This is a genomic window from Komagataeibacter oboediens, from assembly GCF_018491655.1.
Lineage (GTDB): Bacteria > Pseudomonadota > Alphaproteobacteria > Acetobacterales > Acetobacteraceae > Komagataeibacter > Komagataeibacter oboediens.
The window spans coordinates 1-8,536 of the sequence record NZ_JABLUU010000036.1; the positions used below are offsets into that span (position 1 = coordinate 1).

The window sequence follows — 8,536 nt, forward strand, 5'->3', positions numbered from 1 at the left end:
GGTGCGCCACCGAGCCATGGTCGTCCAGCGGAAAACCCGGCGACCTGTACAGTTCGAAATTACAGAAACAACGCGGGAAAGCGTGCGGGCGTGGCTGGAGCATCGAGGTGGTGGCTTGAATGAGTATGTTTTTCCAAGTCGCCTAAGCGCCAAAGCTCACCTGAGCACAAGGCAATACGCCCGGCTTCTGGATCAATGGGTTCAGGCGGTGGGACTTATCCCCGGGGAATATGGAACTCATTCGCTCCGCCGGACTAAGGTTGCCATGATTTATAAACGAACCGGCAATATCCGGGCCGTGCAGATCCTGCTGGGTCATTCAAAACTGGATAGTACGGTTCGATACCTTGGGGTGGATGTAGAGGACGCTCTGGCACTGTCGGAAGCCACTGATCTCTGAAATCGAATATGCCTCAGGAATTCTCTACCTCCTCCTTATGTGTACATGATATGATGACACATAAGGAGGAGGCCATGAGCGAGCATCTTTCAGATAAGGCAGCATCCCCACAGAAAATCGGTGTTCGGGAGTTCCGGAGAAACCTGACAGCGTATCTGCGTCAGGTCAGACAGGGCAGGACGATCCTCGTGACGTCTCATGACGAGGTTGTGGCTGAACTGCGGCCACCAGCTCCTTCCTATCGCCCCCGCCGTCAGCCGGGAGCTCTTCGCGGGCGGATCAGAATGAGCGAAGATTTTGATGAGACGCCGCCGGACATTCTTGAAAGCATGGAACGCAACCTGTGAAGGTTCTGCTCGATACGCATGCGTTGCTCTGGTGGCTTTCGGACTCTGACCGGCTGGGTGAGAATGCCCGGGAGATCATTGCAGATCCGGTCCACGATATTCTGGTGAGTATCGTGTCATTATGGGAGATTGCGATCAAAATCCGGATCGGAAAACTGGATGCGGATATGAACGATATTCTGGCAGCCGTTCCTACGGAATGTTTCTCGCTACTACAAATACGGCCCGAACACCTGCAGATCCTTATGTCTTTGCCTCTGCATCATCGTGATCCGTTTGATCATCTCCTGATGGCGCAGGCGCAAGCTGAACACGCCACATTCCTTTCGGAAGACGGACAGATGGATCATTACCCCATCAAACGAATACGCTGTTCGTGAAGCAGAAACTGCCGTCAGAATACGTCTTCATGTCAAGACATTCCGTCCCTCAGCGACGTTACCGTAAGCCGACATCGACGGACAGATTTCTGCGTGGCGACATGGTGGGAACTGAACGCACAACAGCAGTTGGAGAGGCCAGGACGGCCATCTGCTGACGCTAAACGTCACATCGTTATGATGCGATCATCATTCGGTAATGGACGCGAGGATATCTGTATTGATGACGTCTGCATGTGTCGTGTGCATGCCGTGCGGATAACCGGGATAGATCTTCAGCGTGCTGTCCTGAAGCAACCTGTCCTGAAGGACAGCCGCGTTCTGGTAGGGCACGACCTGATCATCATCGCCCTGCAGCACAAGCACCGGCACTGTGATGGCCTTCAGATCCTCGGTCTGATCTGTTTCGGAGAATGCTTTGATGCCTTCATAGTGGGCCTTGGCGCTGCCCATCATTCCCTGACGCCACCAGTTGCGGATCGTGCCTTCCGAAATTTCTGCTCCCGTGCGATTGAAGCCGTAGAATGGTCCGCTGGCGATATCCAGAAAGAACTGCGCGCGATTGGCTGCAAGCCCCGCACGTAGTCCGTTCAGGACGGCGATCGGTGTGCCATCAGGGCTGTGGTCCGTCTGAACCATCAGGGGCGGCACGGAACTGATGAGCACGGCCTTGGCAACCCGTCCCTGAGGCTGACCATATTTCGCGACATAGCGGGCCACCTGGCCTCCGCCGGTCGAATGTCCGACATGGATGGCGTTTTTCAGGTCGAGATGCTCGACAACGGCCGATGTATCCGCCGCATAATGATCCATGTCGTGCCCGTCACTCACCTGTGCCGAGCGACCATGACCACGACGGTCATGCGCGATCACGCGAAATCCCTTGCTCAGGAAAAACAGCATCTGCGTGTCCCAGTCATCGGCGCTAAGCGGCCAGCCATGATGGAAGACGATCGGCTGAGCATCCTTCGGTCCCCAGTCCTTGTAGAAAATCTCTACGCCATTAGATGTCGTGACGAATGACATGATACGCCTCCTTGCCGATCAATAACGGGATACTGGTCAGAGCCTAACGTTGAAGATAGCTTCAAGGTCAAGCATGCGTTCATGACCGGGAGAAATCATGAAGATTGGAGAACTGGCACGGTTAAGTGGCCTGACACCGTCGAGAATCCGGTTCTATGAGCGCATTGGACTGCTGAAAACGGTTGACCGCCGGCCCAACGGATACCGGACCTATCCGCAGCAGGCCGTGATGGTCCTGGCTCTCATCACGACGGCGCAGCGGGCCGGGTTTACACTGGATGAAATCCGCACCCTGCTGCCGCCTGATCTGGAACACTGGGATCATGCTACATTGATGGATGCCCTGACACGCAAGATTGCGGATATTGAAGCGCTGCAGGCACGCCTGGCCCAGAGCAGGGCGCATCTGCTCCGTCTGATCGAGGATATTCAGGCGCGCCCTGACGACATGGACTGTGCGGCCAATGCGCATCGTGTCCTGACGAACATGCTTGCGGAACATCCCGAAGCCCTCGACGTCACGTCGGACGATATCCGCCTTCTTGATGCGACGGACCGCCGTCAGTCAGTAAGCTCTGGCCGCCGTAAAAAGACGGCATCCCGTTAAGCCCCATTCAGAAGCGCCACCACTTTCCTTGCCGTCGCTCTGGCGGAAAAGGGGTTCTGTCCTGTCACCAGCCGTCCATCCGTCACGACATGGGACATGAACGGAAGCCGCGCTTTTTCATAAATCGCGCCCCGTGCCTTCATCTGCGCTTCCGCGTTGTAGGGGATTTCGCGCGCGACACCCGCCAGCCTCTCCTCGGTCCATGAAAATCCGGTGATTTTCTGACCGCGGACCAGAAAGGAGTCGTTTGTAAGCCGGGTGTTCAGCAGTCCGCAATATCCATGACAGACAGCGGAGACCACGCCGCCCTTTTCCCATAGTGCGCGGGTGATGGCCTGAAGGCCCTCATTGTCGGGAAAATCCCACATCACGCCATGACCGCCGGTAAAGTAGATCGCATCGTAATCGCCCGGACTGATGTCTGCGGGGGAGGGTGTTGAAGAGAGCAGGGCCATTTTTGCCGGATCGGCCAGCCAGGCCCTGGTGGAGGCATCGCGCATCGGCCATTTCAATGCACGCGGATCAAGCGGAACCCTGCCGCCTTTTGGGCTGACAATGCGTTGTTCATAACCGCTGGCGGCAAAGACGTCCCACGCATGCGTCAGTTCCGACAGCCATAATCCGGTCGGCTGCTTGGAATTGCCGAAATGAGCGGTGTTGGTGACAACGTGAAGGATACGACGGTTCATGACAGGCCCCTCCCATGCGGCAGTGTTTCTGATCACCATCCTGTAACGTTCAAGCCCGGTTGAAGGTCAATCTGTGGTTTGACATTAAATCTGACTTCAAGGTTAATGGTGTAAGGGCAAACCTACCTGACATCATGGAGGCAGCCTCATATGCAGACAATACTGGGCGCAAATGGTCAGATCGCCACGGAACTGGCGCGGACATTGCATCAGCATCATACGGGGGCGTTGCGGCTTGTGAGCCGCAATCCCCGCAGGGTCAACGAAGACGATACGCTCATGGCGGCGAACCTGCTGGATGCAGGGCAGACGGCACAGGCAGTAAAAGGCAGCCGGATCGTCTACTTTACGGCCGGCCTGCCCCCTGACACCAAACTCTGGGAAGAACAGTTTCCCGTCATGCTGAGAAATGCCCTGCAGGCATGCCGGGCGGCGGGGGCCAGCTTTGCCTATTTCGACAATACCTACATGTATTCGCAGAACAGCCAGATCCAGACGGAGGAAACGCGCTTTGCGCCGGTTGGCCGGAAAGGACGCGTGCGCGCGGCAATGGCCACCATGGTGCTGCAGGAAATGGGACGCGGAGACATTCCCGTGCTGATCGCCCGCGCACCGGAATTCTATGGTCCGGGGAAAACGCAGAGCTTCACCAATGCCCTGATCATTGACAGGCTGAAAGCAGGTAAAAGACCCCTGGTTCCTGTCCGTGACGATACGCGCCGGACCCTCATCTGGACGCCGGATGCGAGCCGCGCGCTGGCAACGCTGGGCAATACACCGGAAGCTTTCGGCCAGACCTGGCATCTGCCGTGCTGTGACGAGCGGCCGACCTACAAGACATTTGTTACCATGGCGAGCAGGATTTTCGGACGTCCCCCTTCCTATTCGGTCATTGGAAAATGGCCATTGATCATCGCAGGCATTTTTTCAAAAAAAGTACGGGAGATCAGGGAATTACTGCCCCGTTACGAACAGGACAATCTTTTTGACTCAAGCAAATTCAAACGTCATTTCCCTGAGTTTCCCGTGACGACATATGAGGAGGGTCTGGAACTGATCAGGAAGGAATAGAGAGGCGGATACTGCCTCATGTCAGTCATTAGAGGAGTTATTCGGGCTTTCGGAAAACGGACTGTCTATCGTGAACGAGAGTGGCCCGGAACGGGCTGTGTCCGTCGTATATTTTTGAACATCGGAGCGGAGCGGCCTTGATGGGTCGTGATTACCGCAGCGCATGAAACACGCACAGGAAAGGGTGGCCTAGCGGCGCGTTTACAGACAGAGCTCCAAGATGGTTAAATATCTTCTCGGTAATAATTCTCCAGATATTTGATCATGCTCTCTCGGTGCCGTTCCATCACTTCATCATTCCACTGTGCATTTTGGTAAATAAGGTCCATTTTCAGAGATTCAATACGTCCATGTTTTTTGATATTCTCGAATTTTATCTTCTTTTCATTGAATGGTCTGTTGCTGTATTCCGAATTGATTCCCCCTGACAACAGAACAAGGTTGCCGAAATCATCCCTGTTATCAGGACTGACAATATTATAGTCCGTAGGCTGAGGTTGCTGCGGCGAGATATGTTCTACGGAGTTCTTGGCTGTAAAGCGGAAATTCTTCCACTCTTCCTGTGCGTCACTTCGATGGGCACTATGCCACAATACAAAATCCAGCTTGTAAAACCAGTAATGACGAAAATGTACCCCATGCTTGCCACGAAGATAATCTGCGAAATCCGTTAACTGTCCGGTGCGCCAGGGGTGCTCCATAAAGGAGCGAGTGCGCTTTACAAGCGGTTCGTCCGTTTCCTCACCTAGCAGATAATTATCCAGATGACGTAGATATTTTAAGTAGTAATCAGAGGGTGAGTTTTGGTTTTTATACACATAATACAGATAAGGTGTCATCCAATATTGCGTTGTATTTTCCTGAGTATGATACAACATGCTTTGCAATAGAGACAGTTCTGCATTTTCTTGATAATTAATGCTTCTTGTCAGATTCCGTGTCGTTCTTTCACCGGAAACCGACGTCTTGCAGAGCATATGGATACGGTCCGGCCTACTCTCGGACCTGATTTCAGCCTCGGCCCATTTTATGATTGTGGCATCCCATAGAACTCGGATCGTCCAGACAAGATCGACAAACCCTTTGGCATCCTGTTCCTGTTGCTGCGGCGTTTCCGAAGAGAAAAAGAATTCTTCAAATATCTTCGTTAGGTCACGATCCAGTATCCTGTCCAGATCTTTACGGCTATTTTCATAAAGCCATATTCTCAGGACATGCAGTAGGAAAAGGGGAAAACCGATGATGCTGTCTGCCCAGTGATTGTCACCCTCTACCTGTTCCTTCTGTATGGTCTTCTCGTGATCCGCGTCGGCAATCTGCGCCAGGCTGCGATAACCCGACAGGGAGTCATCGGTTTCTTGCAATGCTTCTTGTCGGGCGAGAAGGTCACGCACGGATGGGGCGCAGGCCAGTTTTTGCTGCGTGTACAGCGTCGCCAGGGCGGACCCGGACAGTTTGTCGCGCCCCTGACGTAAAGTCTGGTCCACAAAGCCTTTCATGTCAGCGCATGCATCCCATAACGCCGCATAACGCTGGCGCTCTTCGGCGGGAATGGCATGAAGGAGCCGTGCCTTGAGGATTTCATGATGCTGAAGTTGAACGCCGCGAACATTGATTACTTCAAACAGCTTGTTCAGGTCCATTCGCCTTGGGACTTCCGTACATACAAAGCGGACATTTTCGTATATATAACGTGCTATCTTTCCTATTCCGGCTTCATCCAGAGCCCGTTTTTCACGGAAGCCCGTCATGACCTGCCGGGCGTTCTGCATGCACTGTGTGTTTGGAACAGTGGCCAACGCATTCTGTGGGTCCTGAAGCGTTGCCTCGAAATAGCGATTGACATCGGGCCGCACTGAAAAATTCAGGCGGGATGCGAATCCCCCGTTCCGCTCGACCCTGCCGAAGGCGGAAAGTGCCCTTCTCCAGCCCGGTGACTGGCTGAGCAGGAACAACGTCGTAAAACGCTGCTGCCCGTCGATCAGGTCAAAGGTGCGCTGCTTTGCCCCGCGTTCCTGCTCGGTCGTTGTTTCGACAACCAAAATTCCTCCGAGGAAGAACTGAGCGTCCTGCCGTTCGCAGGCATTGGCAATATCGTTCAGGAGGGTCGAAATCTGTTCGTCACCCCATACATACAGACGCTGGTACAGCGGCACATTAAAAAACCAGGCCTCGGTGGGGTCATGATCTACAATGCTCTTGAGTGTACACCACTCGGACTTAACGTTCTGCATGCAATTTCTCTATCTCAGCTTCGACCCACGCTTCTTTTTCTGCCAGGGAGGTCGTCTCTTTTCCGAAGAATTTCAGGACCGCTTTTTTGTATCGTCCCTTGACCGTGCTGCCGGTCGGTGTCTGATCCTGACGGTAGGTTTCCCGGCAGGACTTGGCCTGGCTTTTCAGGTATATGTTCACCTGGCGGGGGTGGCTAGCCTGCGTTATCACATCCAGCAGATTGAGTTCATCACCCTGAAGGTCCGAGAAGAATTTCTGGGCCGTCTCTTTTGCAATCCTGTCATGGGAAAGACGGATTTCTCCAAAAAGAAATTCCAGTCTCAGCGCAAATTCATCCAGGGATTCCTCGCCAAACTGGTCGACATACATCAGGGACGCCAACTGAAAAATTTCAATAATATATTTCTGGTTTTTTAGAATTAGCTCATCAAGGATCCGTCTAAAATATGTGTATCTGTCAGACTGATCCACGAAAATATTCTGGTACAATTTGGCATATTTGTCAGCATAGAGAAAAAATCCGACTCCCTGCTGGATGGGTTGCCTGAGACTGAAAGGAAGCTGCTCTACATCCATTCCCAGCGTGATCTGGTTGCCGTGCAGGATCATCCCTCCCTGTTCGGACAGGGCCAGGCTCCTCGCTCGGATGTTTGTGCGAGACTGGTAGAGCGGGACCGTGTCAGGCCCCTGTTCCGCTGGCCATGTCTGCCTCTGAAATTCATCGAGTAGACGGGCCTGGTCAGGGAGTGGTCGTTTGTTTGCCTGCCACCGTCGCGCCCGCCATAAAAACAGTTCAAACAGGCGGGGAGCGAAATCCACGCCATCTTTCTGTCCATCCGGCCGCTTTTCCGTTTCCTTCTGCATGATCTCCCACCGTTTTGCACAATGGTCCTGCAAACCGTGAATCAGACTCTTCTGGCTTTCCTGCGGTCTGCTGCCCGAACACTGTGCGATAGCGCGCAGATGGAAGGCCTTGAGAAGATCAGTCGTCTCAAGCCGTACGCCCCGACTGTTCTGTGTGTCGAAAAACGAAAAAGCCATGTCCACATCGGAAACAATAATGACCGTAAAATGAATCTTTCCGAAAATGGATGGTTTTATACTGCTTGGCGTGGTTTTCAGCAGACGAAGGGCAGCGGAAATGGCGCCTGCGGATGAGCGGGAATATCGCAGGTCCTGACCTGCGGGAAAACATCCGACAACTTGCTGATAGAGCAGGCACAGGGCCGTCATGCGCTGCTGGCCATCTATGATGAACCGTTTTCTTTTTTCCGCGCATTCATGTAGCAGGAGCGTGCCCATATAATAGGGGACATCGGGTGTCGGGGCATGCGCGTAGGCTACCAGCTCATCGTGCAGGATGGACACCTGCTCTTCGGACCAGACGAAACCGCGCTGGTACGTATCCAGGGCCAGTGGAAATGAAGAGTTTTCAAGAATATTTGCAAAGCATCGGATATGTACCGATGGGTAAATCATTATACAGGGCCGTAATACCGAACATATTCATAACATTAATCATAGAACGGCATACCGGACAAGTTTCCTTTTCCTGAATTAGTTACATAAACATTTTCAAATGAATATATATAAATAAGAATTATTAAAAAATTTTATTATGGATACTGGAATCTCTGTTCTCGCCCTCATCTCCGATATACAGGCGGGTGGAAAGTGTACCGAAACCGGACATGAATCATCCGGCGCTCTACCGGCAACGGCTGATAGAAGGCTTGGGTACGCATTCTACCCAATCAAAGTTCGAATCCCTTCGCCGTTTG

Annotated in this window: 9 protein-coding genes; 5 read left to right on the top strand and 4 right to left on the bottom strand. The window is 53.0% G+C overall.

All coding sequences use genetic code 11. The annotated features are described in order from the left end of the window. The 3 genes from HNO79_RS16110 to HNO79_RS16120 form a co-directional block, all read left to right on the top strand. A partial coding sequence (locus tag HNO79_RS16110; protein WP_214165931.1) for a tyrosine-type recombinase/integrase occupies positions 1-400 on the top strand: 400 nt, incomplete at its 5' end. A gap of 8 nt (positions 401-408) precedes the next feature. After that, positions 409-747, top strand: a complete 339-nt coding sequence (locus HNO79_RS16115; RefSeq protein WP_214165930.1) for a type II toxin-antitoxin system Phd/YefM family antitoxin — start codon at positions 409-411, stop codon at positions 745-747. Then, on the top strand, positions 744-1,127 hold the full coding sequence (locus HNO79_RS16120) for a type II toxin-antitoxin system VapC family toxin (RefSeq protein ID WP_214165929.1): 384 nt from the start codon (positions 744-746) through the stop codon (positions 1,125-1,127). Before HNO79_RS16115 ends, HNO79_RS16120 begins: the two co-directional genes overlap by 4 nt. Positions 1,128-1,316: 189 nt before the next feature. Here the strand turns inward: HNO79_RS16120 and HNO79_RS16125 are convergent, their stop codons facing one another. Then, entirely contained in the window at positions 1,317-2,153 is an 837-nt protein-coding gene (locus HNO79_RS16125; protein WP_214165928.1) for an alpha/beta fold hydrolase, read from the bottom strand. A gap of 97 nt (positions 2,154-2,250) precedes the next feature. Here HNO79_RS16125 and HNO79_RS16130 point away from each other — a divergent pair, with 97 nt between their 5' ends. After that, positions 2,251-2,760, top strand: coding sequence for a MerR family transcriptional regulator (locus tag HNO79_RS16130; RefSeq protein WP_214165927.1), 510 nt, complete (start codon positions 2,251-2,253; stop codon positions 2,758-2,760). On the opposite strand, the gene HNO79_RS16135 is transcribed toward HNO79_RS16130, so the two are convergent. After that, positions 2,757-3,449 (bottom strand): type 1 glutamine amidotransferase domain-containing protein, encoded by a 693-nt coding sequence (locus HNO79_RS16135; protein ID WP_214165926.1) that lies wholly within the window; start codon positions 3,447-3,449, stop codon positions 2,757-2,759. The genes HNO79_RS16130 and HNO79_RS16135 overlap by 4 nt on opposite strands. Positions 3,450-3,599: 150 nt before the next feature. Here HNO79_RS16135 and HNO79_RS16140 point away from each other — a divergent pair, with 150 nt between their 5' ends. Then, on the top strand, positions 3,600-4,520 hold the full coding sequence (locus HNO79_RS16140; protein WP_214165925.1) for an SDR family oxidoreductase: 921 nt from the start codon (positions 3,600-3,602) through the stop codon (positions 4,518-4,520). Between the two features lie 224 nt (positions 4,521-4,744). On the opposite strand, the gene HNO79_RS16145 is transcribed toward HNO79_RS16140, so the two are convergent. After that, complete coding sequence (locus tag HNO79_RS16145) at positions 4,745-6,754, bottom strand: DUF262 domain-containing protein (protein WP_214165924.1); 2,010 nt, start codon at positions 6,752-6,754, stop codon at positions 4,745-4,747. Then, on the bottom strand, positions 6,741-8,234 hold the full coding sequence (locus HNO79_RS16150) for a DUF262 domain-containing protein (protein ID WP_244987589.1): 1,494 nt from the start codon (positions 8,232-8,234) through the stop codon (positions 6,741-6,743). The genes HNO79_RS16145 and HNO79_RS16150 overlap by 14 nt, the downstream gene beginning before the upstream one ends. Positions 8,235-8,536: the final 302 nt, after the last annotated feature.